Origin of the sequence: Geodermatophilus amargosae, from assembly GCF_900116515.1 — a bacterium.
GTDB classification, from domain to species: Bacteria; Actinomycetota; Actinomycetes; order Mycobacteriales; family Geodermatophilaceae; genus Geodermatophilus; species Geodermatophilus amargosae.
Map to the genome: position 1 here is coordinate 60,886 of NZ_FPBA01000024.1, position 14,426 is coordinate 75,311.

General features: G+C 71.8%; 14 protein-coding genes and 1 pseudogene. 8 read left to right on the forward strand and 7 right to left on the reverse strand.

The window, feature by feature from the left end; all coding sequences use genetic code 11:
• Positions 1–84 precede the first annotated feature (84 nt).
• A complete protein-coding gene (locus BM414_RS29665) occupies positions 85–237 on the forward strand; it encodes a hypothetical protein (RefSeq protein ID WP_175551759.1) in 153 nt (50 codons plus the stop codon).
• A gap of 244 nt (positions 238–481) precedes the next feature.
• Here the strand turns inward: BM414_RS29665 and BM414_RS23125 are convergent, their stop codons facing one another.
• The gene (locus BM414_RS23125; RefSeq protein ID WP_093583390.1) at positions 482–1,966 is read right to left on the reverse strand and encodes an OmpA family protein; all 1,485 of its coding nucleotides are present in this window, start codon (positions 1,964–1,966) and stop codon (positions 482–484) included.
• 25 nt (positions 1,967–1,991) lie between these two features.
• Entirely contained in the window at positions 1,992–4,319 is a 2,328-nt protein-coding gene (locus tag BM414_RS23130; protein WP_139246002.1) for a hypothetical protein, read from the reverse strand.
• Positions 4,320–4,915: 596 nt separating this feature from the next.
• On the opposite strand from BM414_RS23130, the gene BM414_RS23135 reads away from it, so the two are divergent.
• Entirely contained in the window at positions 4,916–5,104 is a 189-nt protein-coding gene (locus tag BM414_RS23135) for an antitoxin Xre/MbcA/ParS toxin-binding domain-containing protein (RefSeq protein ID WP_093583393.1), read from the forward strand.
• Positions 5,105–5,631: 527 nt separating this feature from the next.
• Here the strand turns inward: BM414_RS23135 and BM414_RS23140 are convergent.
• The 3 genes and pseudogenes from BM414_RS23140 to BM414_RS31060 form a co-directional block, all read right to left on the reverse strand.
• Positions 5,632–5,946: an IS3 family transposase gene (locus tag BM414_RS23140; protein WP_139246003.1), complete on the reverse strand. Its 315-nt coding sequence runs from the start codon at positions 5,944–5,946 to the stop codon at positions 5,632–5,634.
• Positions 5,930–7,327: an IS30 family transposase gene (locus BM414_RS23145; protein ID WP_093583397.1), complete on the reverse strand. Its 1,398-nt coding sequence runs from the start codon at positions 7,325–7,327 to the stop codon at positions 5,930–5,932. The genes BM414_RS23140 and BM414_RS23145 overlap by 17 nt, the downstream gene beginning before the upstream one ends.
• Before the next feature lie 59 nt (positions 7,328–7,386).
• Positions 7,387–7,791 (reverse strand): annotated as a pseudogene (locus BM414_RS31060) (DDE-type integrase/transposase/recombinase); the annotation flags it as partial.
• Between the two features lie 36 nt (positions 7,792–7,827).
• Between BM414_RS31060 and BM414_RS23155 the strand changes: the two are divergent.
• Both BM414_RS23155 and BM414_RS23165 read left to right on the forward strand, forming a co-directional pair.
• On the forward strand, positions 7,828–8,511 hold the full coding sequence (locus BM414_RS23155; RefSeq protein ID WP_093583401.1) for a class I SAM-dependent methyltransferase: 684 nt from the start codon (positions 7,828–7,830) through the stop codon (positions 8,509–8,511).
• Between the two features lie 163 nt (positions 8,512–8,674).
• Positions 8,675–8,983: a hypothetical protein gene (locus BM414_RS23165; RefSeq protein ID WP_093583405.1), complete on the forward strand. Its 309-nt coding sequence runs from the start codon at positions 8,675–8,677 to the stop codon at positions 8,981–8,983.
• A 42-nt stretch (positions 8,984–9,025) separates the two neighbouring features.
• Here the strand turns inward: BM414_RS23165 and BM414_RS31930 are convergent, their stop codons facing one another.
• The gene (locus tag BM414_RS31930; RefSeq protein ID WP_425432370.1) at positions 9,026–9,625 is read right to left on the reverse strand and encodes an SRPBCC family protein; all 600 of its coding nucleotides are present in this window, start codon (positions 9,623–9,625) and stop codon (positions 9,026–9,028) included.
• 377 nt (positions 9,626–10,002) lie between these two features.
• Here BM414_RS31930 and BM414_RS23175 point away from each other — a divergent pair, with 377 nt between their 5' ends.
• Positions 10,003–11,145, forward strand: coding sequence for a site-specific integrase (locus BM414_RS23175; RefSeq protein ID WP_093583408.1), 1,143 nt, complete (start codon positions 10,003–10,005; stop codon positions 11,143–11,145).
• Positions 11,146–11,822: 677 nt separating this feature from the next.
• Here the strand turns inward: BM414_RS23175 and BM414_RS31505 are convergent.
• A complete protein-coding gene (locus BM414_RS31505) occupies positions 11,823–11,954 on the reverse strand; it encodes a hypothetical protein (protein WP_281246773.1) in 132 nt (43 codons plus the stop codon).
• A gap of 392 nt (positions 11,955–12,346) precedes the next feature.
• Here BM414_RS31505 and BM414_RS31935 point away from each other — a divergent pair, with 392 nt between their 5' ends.
• From BM414_RS31935 to BM414_RS23190, 3 genes are all read left to right on the forward strand, one after another.
• Positions 12,347–12,913, forward strand: a complete 567-nt coding sequence (locus BM414_RS31935) for a tyrosine-type recombinase/integrase (RefSeq protein ID WP_093583410.1) — start codon at positions 12,347–12,349, stop codon at positions 12,911–12,913.
• A 77-nt stretch (positions 12,914–12,990) separates the two neighbouring features.
• Entirely contained in the window at positions 12,991–13,521 is a 531-nt protein-coding gene (locus tag BM414_RS23185; RefSeq protein ID WP_139246004.1) for an HtaA domain-containing protein, read from the forward strand.
• Positions 13,522–14,027: 506 nt separating this feature from the next.
• The gene (locus BM414_RS23190; RefSeq protein ID WP_093583414.1) at positions 14,028–14,363 is read left to right on the forward strand and encodes a hypothetical protein; all 336 of its coding nucleotides are present in this window, start codon (positions 14,028–14,030) and stop codon (positions 14,361–14,363) included.
• The last annotated feature ends 63 nt before the right edge of the window (positions 14,364–14,426 follow it).

Here is a 14,426-nt window from a genome sequence, read left to right on the forward strand (position 1 = left end):
TTGGACCCCGCAAGTCCGATAGCGAGCGGCGGACTACTCGCGACTGGCCGTGAGGAGCGCCGCGCTCCGATCCCCGTCGAGCGGGTGCCGAACAACTACGTGCCCGTCGAGGACCTTGTGGTGTCCGCCGGCGAGGACGGCCGGGTGATCCGGTTCCAGCTCGATGACGACCGGCGTGTGTCAACCATCCACAACGGGGAGCGCGACGCCGCCTTGCTGGCAGAAGGGTGCCTGTAGCCCGGCGTCGGCACGACGTCCACCGGCTGACGGGCGGCCATGGCGCAGCTTTACGGCGAGCGGCTCCGGCGCGACCGGCTGGCCGCGGCTGACGTGCCACTCATGACCTGTCAGCGGCGCGAACACAGCCGCGGCCGCCTGCGCACCGCGAGTCTAAGCGGGGCCGCCACCGTCCTCGGCGCCGCCGGATGGGTGACGCGGTGGGGTCGGCGCGGTGGGGTCGGCGCGGTGGGGTCCTGCAGGGCTATCTGCTCCGGCCAGCGACAGCGACGATGAACTCCCGCGGATGAGGCACCGAGCCCTCGCTCGTTCCCGCGGGGCCCAGCCACGCCAGGATCTCATCGGTTGCCCGCAGCACCGACACCTGCCGTCCCCAACTTCGGAGGGCCTCCCGGTCCGACGGGCCGAGGTCCTCCCAGCCCGCCCAGGAGAAGGCTGCCCCCAGCAGCAGGCCGTCACGTTGATCGGGCAACCAGGTCCGGCCCACAATGTCGTCCACCGTCGCGGGATGGTCGCACGCCAAGTAGGCCAGGCGGCGGGCGTAGCCGCGGCGGACGTTGGCCGCGAAGGCCTGAGCACGTCCTCGCTCCTGCTCCTCGGTGAGGCGGCTCATGCCGTAGGCGACGAACCCGAGAAACGCCAGACCGGCGCCGGCAGCGGTTCCGCCGGCCACACTGATCGGGATGGCCCGCAGCCAGGGGGCCAGCCGCGCGCCGGCCCGGACCCCTGCCCGCGCGAACGGCTCGAGCAGCGCGGCGCTCGGGCGGATCCCGACGCGCAGCATGCCCCTCGGGATCCGCCAGCGCACCCCGCCCAGCTCAAACGGGGCCTTGTGCGCCGGCGGGATGGGCGGCAGGGGCACTGACGCGGTCAACCGCGGCCACCGCGGATCGGCGAAGTTCCATTCCGGGCGGATGTAGAGGTCGTCGGCCACATGCAGGACGACCTGGGCGCGCTCCTGGCTGAGCACGACCTGATACGAGCCGATGTAGCTCTCGAACATCGTCCGGAAGTCCTTGGGGCGGACGTCGAGCCGAGGACGCGGCGCATCGCCGGTGTCCAGCTGCAGCACGGCGAACTCACCGCCGTACACCGCCGAGCCGTACCTGCCGAGGGGTCGGTCGAACGGCCCGAACGGGACGACGAACCGGACGGTGGAGGGATAACTGAGCGAGCGCGGCGGGGCAGGTGGCTCAGAGGTGACGGGGTGGCCGATGAGGGGATCGGTCGGCAGTTGCGCCAGCCAAGGGTCCGCCGGCCGCGGGTCCGCCGGCCGCGGCGCGGCTTGCAGCCGCACCTCCACGCGCCGATCCCCGGCGAGGGCCGCACCGGTCGGAGCTGTCTCCTCCTTGCCGTACTCGCCGTGCGCCGCGATGAGCAGCTGGCTCGCGGGAACGAACCGGACCGGGTTGGCCAGGGACAACAGCACCATCGCGACGGCATCGGCGCGCGCCCGGGACAGGGCGAGGTTGCCCGCCTCCTCACCGGACACGCTGGCGTGACCGACGACGTGCACCATCCCGCCGGCAGCGATGGGCAGCTGCTGGTCGGCCAAGAAGGCCAGCAGTGCGCTGCGGTGCTCGCCCTTGACGGTCGCCTCGCCTACGGCGAAGTTCCACAGCACCAGGTGCGTGGGCTCCACCCAGGTCACGCGCCCCTCGGGGTTGGCCCGCTCCCAGCGCCGTTCGATCCACCCGACCGCCTCCGCGGGCGTCGCGGTCGCCGGCATGCCTCAGCCTCCGCCGGTCATGCCGTCAGGCCCCGTCGGTAAGGTGCACGTCGACCGACCGCGGCCGGACCTGCGCCCACGCGGTGGCCAGCACGCCGAGCGCGGTGCGCCGCTGCGCGGTCGCCGCCTGACCGTCGAGTTCGGTGTCGGCCAGCGCCACGCTCAGCGCGTCCGCCGAGACCGTCGGGGACAGGGTGACCTCCAGGTGCGTGCCGTCGGTCGGGAGCTCCTCGGTCCACGTGCCCAGGCAGGTGAACCGTTCCTTGAGCACCGGACACGGGCTGTCGCCGGTGACGGTGATCCCGGCGGGGCTGCCGTAGGTCGCCGCCCGGTGCCGGAGGAAGCGGGCAATGCTGCCATCGACGGCCGCGCGCGCGGGCCGCGACAGCGGCAAGGTGCCGCCGTTGGTCAAGATGTGCACCACGGCCTGGGTCTCCTTGCCGGGCCGGATGGGCAGGTACATCTTCGCGAAGGCGGCGTTGAGCAGGTCGGTGGAGGACCGGGTGGGTACCGGTACCTCTCCGGCGCGCCACCATCCCGGATGCAGGGTGTAGGAGGCCTGCTCCCACTCGAACAGCTCGGTGAGGCCTTCGATGTCGGCGCAGCCGAGCTGGCGGTCGGTGGGGGTGAGCATGTCGGCGAGCTTGGTGAGCAGCTCATCGCGGGGGTCGAGAGCCTCTAGCAGCGCCGCGACCGCCTGCTCGGCCTTGACCTCGGCCTTGCTGCGGGCCTCGTCCTGCAGGGTGGCGACCAGCGTGTTGTGCGCAGCGACCCGGCTCTCCCACTCGGTGAACTGCTGCTGCACCTGCTGGGTCGCCGCGGCGTCGGGCGGCATGATCCAGCGCGTGGTGCAGGTCAGGCGCGCCAGCGGCGGTCCGGCGGAGTAAGGAAAGCCGACCGACACCGCGATGTCGACGAGCAGTCCGGCCAGCGGAACCGGCCGGGCACTCAGCACCCGGGCCTGTAGCGGCCCTCCGGTGAAGGTGCCAACCGGCTCGATCTTGGTGTTTGCCCGGATGAAGGCGAGGTCGCCGTCCCACACGGCGAGCTGCCCGTTGAGGACCTTCGGGGGGATGAGCAGGGTGGTCGCACCGACCTCCATGCCCGGCACCCGCAGGGTGGGCCAGAAGTCCTGCGTGGTGTGCTCGATGTGTTCGAGGGCCGCGACGGCCGTGGGCATGGCCGGCGGCGGAGGCAGCTGCACCGCAGCCAGCGCAGCCTCGAACACCTCGTCACGGGCGCGGCGCAGCCGGTCCCGTGCGGCGGCCCCGGGATCGGGCACGCACGGCGCCCACGCCAGCCGTACGTCGTAGCGCTCGTGGCTCAGCTGGACGTGCTGCATGACCTTGAACAGGTGCACGTCCACCGGGGTGTGCCGGTTGGGGTTGCGCAGCACCCGCCGGGAGGTTGCCTCCAGCCGTTGCTCGGAGGCCAGCCGCAGCACGACCTTGTGCTCTGACCGGCTCTTGGCCGCGGCCTTGGCGACGGCCTCGAAGCTGGACTTGCGGGCCACGTCCACAGCCTTGGTGTGCGCTGCCTCCACCGTCCGTGACACCTCGCCGCTGCCGCCCAGGGTGATGCCCATGGCCTCGATGCCGAGGTTCGCCGAGCCGCGCCGGGAGTCGGTCGTCGAGGTCTCCTGCTGCCGCCGGACCCCAGCGTCGAGGGAGGTGGCGTGGGTGGAGGAGAACTCCAGCTCGAACTGCCGCTCGGTGAGCACCGCCGTCTCCTCGGTCACCTGCCGTTGGGTGTAGCTGCGCTGCTCGACGATGAGCTCTTCCCCGCCGGTCAGGCCGATCGTGGTGATGTGCTCGCCGATGCCCAGCCCAGTTGGGGTGATGCGCGTGCGGTCGGCGAAGAGCACACCGAACTCCGGCTGCAGCTCCGCCTGCAGCCGCTCCTGCACGTCCGGGGGTACGCCGGCGATCTCCACGAACGGCCGCGGTGCCCGAGAGTCGCCTCTGCGGCGGAGCTCCGTTGCCGCCGCCTCGGCACCGGACACCTCGGCACCGGACGCCTCGGCACCGGTCCCCTCGGCGCCCGAGATACCCGGCTCCGACGTCCGCGCGTCGCCATCCGAGCTGACGCCGGTCAGAGCTGCCTGGTCGGGTTCGGTCGCCGGCCCGCTGGACCGGAGGAGCGCCGAGCGATCGATCAGATCCAGACGTCCACCTGTCACCGCCGCGGTCGCCGCCGCGACGATGTCGGTTCGGCCCAGCGCCCCTGCCAGGTCGACCAGCCGGCCTAGCTGGTGGGCACCGACCACGGTGAGGTTCTGGTCGGCCGCGAACTCGATCGACTCGAAGATCCGGGTGAACACCAGCCGGGATGACCGGGCCGCGTCGTAGGTCACCGCGGCACGGTCCAAGCCGGTGACCACCGGGCCTTGCGAGGTCGTCGTCGCCAGCGGGCCGGCCGGCCCGCCGGTCGGCTTGCGCGCGCGTCGGCCCCGTCGCCTGCGGCGCGGGGAGTCCTCGGCCCGGCGACCCAACCTCACCATCGTCATCCCCCCTGCACAGGTACCAGACGCCGTGCACAGCCACCGAGGGGGCCGTCGAACGGGCAGGACCCCGACCGGAGGGCGCGGCCACGATGGCAGTGACCTGCGCGGAGGACAAGGTGTGTCCGCGCGGGACCAGTGGTCGCAGTGCTGACCTCGACGCCTTCAGCGTGTCGTCGGGCGTGTTCGCCCTGCTGCCCAGCGGCAACGCGGATCTATCGGCGGCCGACAGGCGCCGGTAGCGAGCACACTGCCCCGGTGAGCAGCGCAGCAGCCGGCGACGCGGCGTGGGACGACCAGGTCGGGCGGCGTTGACCGAGGCCGACGCGGCGCGCCTGTTCGGACGCAGCGTGCTGCAAGTGCGCCGCGATACGGGACTGCTGCGTCTGCCGCAATGCGAGGGCGACGCGGTCTACCCGCTGGTCTAGTTCGGTCCCGACCGCCGGCCGGTGGACGGGCTCGCCGACGTCCTGGTGGTCCTCGCACCGGCCGTCAGCAATCCGCTGACGGCCGCGAGCTGGCTGGCCTCACCGCACCGTCAGCTGGCCGGCGCCCGGCCGATCGAGGCGCTCCGCCGCGGCGCGGTCGCGGCGGTCCTGCGTCTGGCCAAGCACGCCGCGGCGGACCTGACGCACTGATCATTCCCGGTGCCACCCAAGCCGGTTCACGACACCTGGCGCCGCTGACCCCACTGCGCTCCGAGGCACCGGCGCACCGGCCCGGGGCCGGTGCCGTGGTGACGGATGACCGAGCGGCGGCCGGTCGCAGCCCGGCGACCTCCCGGACGCACCGCTCACCGTGCACGTCCCCAGGGGAGTGACCGCTCCGCCGCTCCCGCGGTGGGTTGCCGGCCCGGCGCCGTGTCTCGGCCGCCGGCGCGATCAGCCGCACGGGCCTGTCCGCCCTTGGGCCCGGGCCGGCGTGCGCGCCGCGCCGGTCGTTACGGAGCTGCACGGCTTAGCGCGGCGGCTACTACGGGCGACCGCCATGCTGCCTTGCGCGTGGCTCCCGCATCGCCCGCGCCGCAGTGCCACTACAAGCCCGGCTCGTCGGGTGGCGGAACCCGCTCCACGAAAGCGGGGAGCCGATCACCGCCTCGGGGATGCGGGCGCTCACCCGGGCCAGTCCGTGCATCCAGCTGGCCGTGGTCTTGAAGTGACCCCCGTTAGGCGGACGCCTCATTCTGTGTCGTGAGCATCTTTTCGAAGTCGGCCGGGCTGAGGTTGTCCAGCCGGCTGTGGCGGCGGCGTGGGTTGTAGAAGCCCTCGATGTAGCTGAAGACCTCCATCTCCAGCTCGTGGCGGGTCGGCCAGGCCCGGCGGTAGACCAGTTCGGCCGTCAGCGTGGCGAAGAACGACTCGGCCATCGCGTTGTCGAACGCCGAGCCGACCCGGCCCATCGACGCCAGCAGGCCCGAGGTGCGCAGCGTCTTACCGAACTCATAGGAGGTGTACTGGGCGGATTCAATCGGTCGTCGCAACACCTGATTGTTGTAGGGAGCGTAGGTGTTCGTTGAGGGCTTCGGCAGGAGTCCGCCAGCCGAGGGTCTTCCGTGGCCGAGTGTTCAGGGCGTGGGCGACTGCGTTGATCTCTTCAGCGCTCCAGCGGGACAGGTCAGTGCCCTTCGGGAAGTATTGACGTAGCAGGCCATTGGTGTTCTCGTTGCTGCCGCGTTGCCAGGGGCTGTGCGGATCGGCGAAATAGACCGGTACACCGGTCTCCACGGTGAATCGCGCGTGCTGTGAGAGCTCTTTTCCGCGGTCCCAGGTCAACGATCGACGGAGCTCTTCGGGCAGGATGGTGATCGTGGACGCAAGGGCGTTCTTCATCGTCACTGCTCCATAGCCAGCCAGAGCGGGACCATTCTTCGTCCGTGAAGCCAAGCCCCAGCCGTCTTCGCGGGGTAGATGAACGAGCAGGGTGAACCGGGTGGTGCGCTCGACCAGGGTGCCGATCGCCGAGCGCTGCAAGCCGATGATGAGATCGCCCTCCCAATGGCCGGGCATCGCGCGGTCGTCGGCTTCGGCGGGGCGTTCGCTGATCAACACCTCGGGTGTGACGTGCGCCCATGCCCGCTGGCTGGCCCGGGCACGGGGCACCCGAAGTGCCCGCCCAGTGCGCAGGCAGGCGACCAGTTCTCGCTTGAGCGCTCCGCGGGACTGCACGTAGAGCGCCTGGTAGATCGCCTCGTGGCTGATCCGCATCGACTCATCATCGGGGAACTCGACGGGCAGCCGGCGTGCGATCTGCTCCGGACTCCACGCCTGCACCCATCGACGATCAGACCGGTGCGGCTTGTTGCGGCCCTTCCACGCCGGGCCTTCCGGACCGAACTGTTGGCCGTCGTAGGCGCGTATCGCGCCCGCCAACCGATCCTGCACGTAGGAACGCAGCCGGTCGTTGGCGACCAGCTTCGCAGTCTTCGGTCGCCGGGCGCGACGCTCGGCATGCCACTGCGCGGTCGACGCCTTGTAGGCCAAGTGGTAGGTCCGCGTAGAGGCATTGCGGCGAACCTCACGCGAGATGGTGGAGGGCACACGGTTCAGCCGCCGGGCGATCTCCCGAATGCTGACATTCTGCGCCCGCCACATGGCGATATCCTCGCGCTCGCTGAAGGTCAGATATCGGCCCGACACCGTCGCCGGCAACCCCGGATTCACCCCGCCAGCGTGGCGGAACCACCGGAATGCCACAGGGGATGACACACCGGCTTCGGCCGCCGCTTCTTCGGTCTTCACGCCACGAGCAATCGCCGCCCAGAACCGAACACGATCCTCTCGCCACGCCACCGTCGGCCGCCCCGGCGAGGGGATCTGCCCTCGATACAGACGGACCTGCTGCTGACGCCTTCCGTAGGCCACCGCGACACCTCCTGCGTGGGGTGTTGCGTCGACCAGTTGAATCCGCCCTGGCTGCCCCGGTCGGAGTGGTGCACCAGCCCGGGGACGGGTTTGCGGGCGAACAGGGCCATGCCGACGGCGTCGAGGACCAGCTCGGTGCGCAGGTGGTCGGCCATCGCCCAGCCCACCACCCGGCGGGTGCAGGCGTCGATGACCACCGCCAGATAGAGAAAGCCCTCCCAGGTGCGCAAGTAGGTGATGTCAGCGACCCACAGCTGATCGGGCGCGGGCGCGTTGAAGTTCCGCTCGACCAGGTCCGCGGCGGTCGCCGTGGAGACCGTGCGCCGGCCGTACCTGCCGCGCCGGCGCCGGTGAATGCCCTCGATAGCGCCGATGCGCCTGAGCCGGGCGACCCGCTTGCGGTTCCACTGATGGCCGCGGGCGCGGACCTCGGCGGTCAACCGGCGGGCGCCGTAGACCCGGCGGTGCTCGACCCAGGGCCACGTCCCGACGGAGGCCCCGTGTACATCTCCTCACCCACCGCCACGGCGAGGACGTCCACGCCGATCCGCCGGCGCCGGCCGGCGTCCGACGCCGGGCTCTTCCTCCGCGAGTTCCTCCGGGCGCCGCTGCGCACCGCCTCGGTGGTGCCGAGCTCCCGAGCGCTGGCGGCCCGGATGATCGAGCCGCTCATCTCATCCGGTGGGCCGACGCAGGACCCGCCGGTCGTCGTGGAGCTGGGGCCGGGCACGGGCGCCTTCACGGAGGCCCTGCCCGCGGCACTCCCGGCGATCCGCTACGCCGGGATCGAGCTGAACCCGACGATGGGCGACCACCTCCTCACCCGGTTCCCCGGCATCGACCTCGTCCGCGGACCGGCCTCCGACCTCCACGGCGCCCTGGCCGCACGCGGCCTGAGCAGCGTCGACCTCGTCGTCGGCGGCCTGCCGTGGCAGGCCTTCGCCGGAACCGCCGGCACCGACCTCGTCGCCGCACTCCTGGCACCCGCCGGCGCCTACACCCAGTTCACCTACACCTGGAGCCGCTGGGCTCCACCCGGCCGTCGTCAGCACCGAGAACTGCAGCGGTTCTTCGGCCGGGTCGAGCTCTCCCCCACGGTGTGGCGCAACCTGCCGCCGGCCGTCGTGTACACGGCCACCTCCCCCTTCCGGGCGGTCGACGACACCTTCGCCCGCAGCTCGTGAGCACCTGGACCGGCGACGTGCCCGCCGCTGTGGCTCCTGCGCTGATCGCCGTCCTGCTGGTGGCGGAGGCAGGGCTGCTGATCGGCGTGGTGATGCCCGCGACGTCACTCGTCCTCGGCCTGGGGTCCTGGCCGGGGCCGGCGCCGTCTCCCCGCCCGTCGCTGTGCTCATCGCCGCCGGCGCGACCGTCCTCGGCGCGGCCCTGAGCCACCGCACCGCCTCCCGCGACGGCGCACGCTCGCTGCTGCCGGCCGACGGGTCGCTCGGCCGACTGCTCCCGGCCCAGGTCCTCGCGATGACCGACCGCCTCTCGACGCCCTGGGCCGAGGCCATCGGTCGTCGACCGGTGCGCGCGGCGGCCACCGCCCAGCTCGTCGCCGGCGGCCGGACCCTGGCCCCCCGCATCGCCGCCCAGGCCGGCGTACCGCTGACGACCATGCTCCGCGGGACCCTGCCCGCCGCGGTCCTTTGAGCCTCGTCCCTGGTGACGGCCGGTGCCCTCGCGACCGCGGCACTACCCCTGCTGCGCACCGCCCTCGCGCTGATCGGCGTCCCCGTGATCGCCGCCGCCACCTGGATCCTGCTCCGCCGTCGCGCTCCCGCTCGGCTCACCCCGGCGCGGCGACAGCCGCCGTCCGGACTGCAGTCGCTCCCCGCCGCCGAGGAAGGGGGCACGGCCGCAATCCATCGACCTCCTGGCTTGTCCGCTCCCGACGCGTGGACCCGGGGCCCCGTTGCTCCGTCGGGGCGCCTGGGTGTCGCGACGGCTGAGCGGGTCGGCGTCTAGGGCCTGCTCGCCTGACGGGGAGATCGACGCTGCGCGCCTCGCGCACGGCGGGACGTCCCCCCGCCCTCGTTCCTCGCCTTGATCCTCACCGCCTCGGCGGTCAAGTAGCGATCGGCGAGGCGACGGTCGAACCGTCCGAACACCCGGCCCGGTGGCCACCCAGGTGAACGAGCGGCCCGGCGCGAACTCGTTCCCACGTACTCGGCCGGGGGCATCCGGAGCTGCTCCATCCGGACCCGCAGCCCGACGGCGAGCGCCCCCGTCTAGGCGTCGGACCGAGGTCACCGTCGGCGCCCACTCCGGCCACCGCTCGACCTCGCGCAGCACCTCCCAGACCAGGCCGGCCGGCGCCCCGACGTCGATCGTCCTGCTCTGTTCCGCCGAGCCATCCTGCTCCTGGCCACTACTGGAGACAAATCAAGATCATGTGCCACACACCTCTTGCCTCGCTGACCTCGCCCACGACCGAAAAGGACGGACAACGCTGCAGGCCTCCACGGCGCCTGGCTGAGCGGCCGGGGTGGAGGAGTACTGGAGGAGAACTGCAGCAGGCTCGCCACGGTGGAGGCCGGGGAGGGACGTCGTGATCCACAGGGCTCGACGCTGTCCCCAGATCCCGCGCCATCGCCGCGAGGGGTCCATCTCGTCGCCAAGCCTGTCTCAGCCGGTCTCCCCTGCCACCGGCGAGGATCGAGGAAGCCGTCATGGCAAGGCCACCGCTGCCGGTGGGGACCTTCGGCAAGATCGATTTTCTCGTGGTGAGCAAGGGACGGGTACGGGCCCGGGCCAGCTTCCGCGACTTCGACGGCCGGCGCCGCTTCGTCACCCGCTACGGCTCCACCCGCGCCCACGCCGAACGGCGGCTGCGCGAGGCCCTGCGCGACCGCGGCGGAGCAACAGCCCCGGCGGCGACCGCGGACAGCCGGCTGGCCGCCACCGCGGCACTGTGGCTGTCCGAGGTCGAGGCCAGCGAGCTGGCCACCGGCACCAAGCGGCTGTACCGCTTCGTCGTCGACTCCTACGTCCTGCCCGGCCTGGGCGAGCTGCGGCTGCGCGAGGTCACCGTCCCAGCGGTCGACCGGCTGCTGACCGCCATCCGCAGCAGCCACGGTGCCGGCGCGGCCAAGTCCACCCGCAGCGTCCTGTCCGGCATCCTCGCCCTCGCCGTCCGCCACGGCGCCCTGCCCACCAACCCGGTCCGCGAGACCTCCCTGCGACGCACCGCCCGGCCGACCAAGACCCCGCGGGCGCTGACCGTCGCCGAGGCCCAGCGGCTACGGGAGAAGCTCGCCGCCAACCCCGACGCGGTGCGCCTGGACCTGCCCGACTTCGTCGACCTCATGCTCGGCACCGGCGTGCGCATCGGCGAGGCCTGCGCGGTCCACCCGACCGCGGTTGACCTGGACGCCGCCACCTTGACGGTCACCGCGACCGTGGTCCGGGTGCCCGGCCGCGGCCTGGTCGTCCAGGAGGTGCTCAAGTCCGACGCCGGGCGGCGCACCATCGCCCTGCCGCCGTTTGTCGTCGACCTGCTCCGCCGCCGCTGCGCCGCCGTCGCCCCAGACGCCGACCCGGCGGTGCTCTTTCGCAGCCCGCAGGGCCGGCTGCGGGATCCGAACAACACCAGCGGCGACCTACGCGCCGCGCTGGATCGGGCCGGCTTCGACTGGGTGACCTCGCACGTGTTCCGCAAGACCGTCGCCACCCGGCTCGACGAGGCCGGGCTGTCCGCCCGGCAGATCGCCGACCACCTCGGTCACACCCGGCCCAGCCTCACCCAGGACGTATACATGGGCCGCCGGCTCGCCAGCCCCGAAGCGGCCGCCGCCCTGCAGCGCACGCTGTAGCAGCACCCTGCAGTCCAGGCCGGCCGGCTCTGCCCGCGGCCACTCCCGCGCGCCGCCGCGCCGTTTCCCGCCACCGTCGCGCCGTCTCCAGGATGCCCTGTTGGAGGTCGCCCCGAGCTGCACTGACGAGAGTTTGTTGGTCGTCTGGTGGTCCTTGGTAGATCAATTACCAAGTGGACGAGCCGCTGACCTGCGGTGTTGCTCCCCCGATTGGACTCGAACCAATAACCCTGCGAGTTGATCTCTAGGGTGATGACAGCAGTTTCCATGCGACGAAAGCGCAGCTCAGTGCCCATCCAAGCGATTGGCCAAAGCTGGTCGACGTCGGGCGCTGATGGGGGTTTGTTGGTCGTAAGTTGGTCGTGTCGTCGACGTGCGCCTAATGCGCCTTACCTCCGACTCGGGGCACCCCGACCCGCATCGCGTCCCTGACGTTGGTAGGCGTCAAGTCGCATCGCTTAGCCACCTGGAAGATGCCGGGCGAGCCGATGCGGGTTCAGCCGAGCCGCGCCAAGCGTCCTACCGGTGCGGACAGCTGATGTCCGTTCCCACGCGGAGGTAGCACAGCGTTGTCTCCCCGGAGCACCCCCGCGGATGGCGATCCGGCTGGAGGACCTGCTGGCGTCCTTCCGGCGGCACCTGCGGGCCGCCGCGAAGGCGCCGCGGACCATCGAGCCCTACAGCCAGTCGGTGCGGTACTCCAGCCGCTGGCTGGCCGACCGCGGCCGGCCGGTGACGCTGGACGAGCTGACCAGGCACGCGAGCAGCGCCTGGCTGGCCGAGCTGGCCGAGACGTGTGCGCCCTTCACGGTGGGCACCCGGCGGCGCGGGATGCGCCGGTTCTGCCGCTGGCCCGTCCCGATCCTCGCTGATCCCGAGATCGCCGTCCTGCTGAAAGCGTGTGCGGTCAGCCGCGGCCGGCCCGGGAGCTTCGATCGCGCGGTGTTCCTCGGCCGCCGCGACGAGGTGGTGCTGCGGCTGCTGCTCGACACCGGCGTGCGGGTGTCGGTTCTGTTCGGACTGCAGACCACCGACGTCGACCTGGACCGGGAGCTGGCCTACGCCACCGGCAAGGGCGCCCGCCCCCCGCGTCGTGCCATTCGGCGCGAAGACCGCCCAGGCCGTCGACCGCTACCTGCGGGTGCGTGCGCTGCACCGCTACGCCCGCTCGCCCCGGCTGCTGCTCGGCTAGCGCGGGCCGATGACGTCCGACGGCGCCCGCGACGTGCTGCACCTCCGGGTCGCGCAGGCCGGTGTCGCCGACGTCCACCCGCACCGGTTCCGGCACACGTTCGCGCACCGGTGGCTGGCCGGAGGAGGACAGGAGCGGGACCTGAGAATGCTGGCCGGCTGGAGAATCGAGGACATGCTCTCCCGCTACGCCGCCTCCACCGCCGTCGAGAGAGCCCACGAGGCCCACCGGCTCTCGGCCCGGGAGATCGTCCGTGACCCGGTGCAGACATTCTGGACGACTACCGGGGACCGTTCGAGGAGCCCTCATCAGGCCCTGGACGACGAGGAGATCCGTCCTCGCACTCGGTCACGCGGAGAGCTGGGAGTCGTGTCGAGCGGCGCCCCGTCGAGCGAGCTCAGAGCGCCCACCGGCTCCCCATCCGACACCTCTGATCCGAACCCCGTAGCACCGAGCGATGGGCCCGTTGTGCGTCGGTACGAGCTCATGCACGGGCCAACCATGTGGTCGCGCATCATCGCTGAGCTCGGTCCAGTCGACCGCCTCGCAGGACCGGCGGCTGCCTGCGCGCGATAGCTTCGGTCGCTCGCTGCTGCGAGGTCCGTCCTCCGTGTCCGTCAGCCGCCGCCGGCAGCCCTCACCTGGAGTGCCCCGTGACCGAGTCCCCGCCTCCCGCGTCGACACGACCTGAATTCGGTCTGCGTTGGGGCATCAAGGGATCTTTCCTCGAGTACGTCCAACGCATGCCGGATGGCAAGGGGTGGTTGGGCGATGGCGCCGTGGCGGTCGGGACGAACGAGATCCTCTTCCCGCCGGAGCGAACAGGGTGGCGCCCCTCCCCCGATGGTGTCCCGGACAGGTTCTGGGCCTTCCGCGGAGACGTCCGCTTCAGCGGTCACCACGGGATGCTCTTCGTCCGCTTGGCGTTCCCGGTGCTGACCCTCCGCGGCGAGCATGCCGAGCTCACCGTCACACCTCTCGAGGACACGGAGAGCGCGGAGCGGTTGACGCTGGTCACGCTTAGTCTCGCGCAACAGCCCTCGTTGGAGGGGATCGAGATCTGGCACGGCACGGACGTCCGGCTGACCGGGACCGGTGCCGAGTTGTTCAACGACGTCTATCCGCTCGGGGCGGAGTTCGAGCCGCTCACGGTGACCGTGCCCCTGCTCGACGCAAGCGAGTGACCAGTACGCCGCCGTCGGCCCGACCTTCGAGGCCGAAGTCGCTCTTCGCGGTGCACGACACCCGAAGAGTGGCGGCGAGGGAACCGGGGCGGTCTTCGCCTCGAGGCGGTCCGACAAGCCGGAGAAGATGACGGTGGAAGACCTGGAGCCACCCGGCCGGTCTGACGCTCGGCCGACAGCGCCGTCCCGTCGGGCAGCAGGACCAGGCCGGCGGGCACGCTCAGACTCGTCGTCAGGTCGTCGGGGTCCTCCAGGACTCGCCCGGCTCGCCGGACGGCGGGACGGTCGGCGGAGGGACCTGACCCTCGGTCGCCGTCGAGATGAAGCGCCCATCGAGGTCCCGATGATATCGCGGGCGCTGCCGGCCGTCCGGGTACATGGGGCTCAAGCGACTCCACCAACCTCGAGACGATCGTCATGAGGATTCATTGACGGCACATCTGACTGGCTGCAAGGCTCCTGCGTGATGGAAGTCGTCTCCGTCACCGCCATCGAGGGAGCGCCTCATGCTCGTCCGTCGTCAGCGCGCCCTCGCGGGGGGCGTCGGGCTCAACGGGAACTACCCGATCGTCGAGGACGGCTCGACGCCGGGGCCGCGGCTCACGGAGACCGGCCGTGGCCAGGTCGACCTGAGCTACTCGGGATCGCTGCCCGGCGTCGGCGGGACGGCCGCCCTCGGGACCGTGCTGGATCTCGTGGTGCCGGAGACGCTGGACAACGCTGACAGCACGGCCCTGCTGGCCAACCAGCTCCCGGTGACCGCCATCGAAGGGGGCTACGACGCCGACCGGTCGGCCGCCGTGCGGCGGGTGGCGCGGGTCGTCCACGACCTCGCTGGCTGACCGCCGCGTGGCGGGCCGCCCGAGCGCGGTCCTCTGAGGACGCATCCCGCAAGGGAGCGGCCC